General features: G+C 64.2%; 1 protein-coding gene. It reads right to left on the reverse strand.

Annotated elements, in window-relative coordinates; all coding sequences use genetic code 11:
- Nucleotides 1-257 (reverse strand): FCD domain-containing protein (locus SB847_RS21515; protein ID WP_410578708.1); only part of this gene is annotated, 257 nt, incomplete at both ends.

Below are 257 nucleotides of genomic sequence, written 5' to 3' on the forward strand. Positions count from 1 at the left end.
CGTTCGAGTGCGTCCGCGATGGCGCGATGCTCGTCCAACATCTTCGCTACGGCATTTTCCTGCACCAATCCACGCCAGATCCGGGTCCGCGCCGTGCTGCTGGACAAGGCCTCGAGCAGGCCGCCGAGGTACTCGTTTCCGGCCGCATCGGTGATGATGCCATGGAAGGTGAGATCGTGGGCCACCAGTTCCTTGACGTCCGTGTTTTCGTCGATGCCCTCCAGGGTGCCGCGCAGGGCGCCCAGTTCATCGTCGCC

Source organism: Bacillus sp. SIMBA_026 (assembly GCF_046535335.1).
GTDB lineage: Bacteria > Bacillota > Bacilli > Bacillales > Bacillaceae > Bacillus > Bacillus velezensis.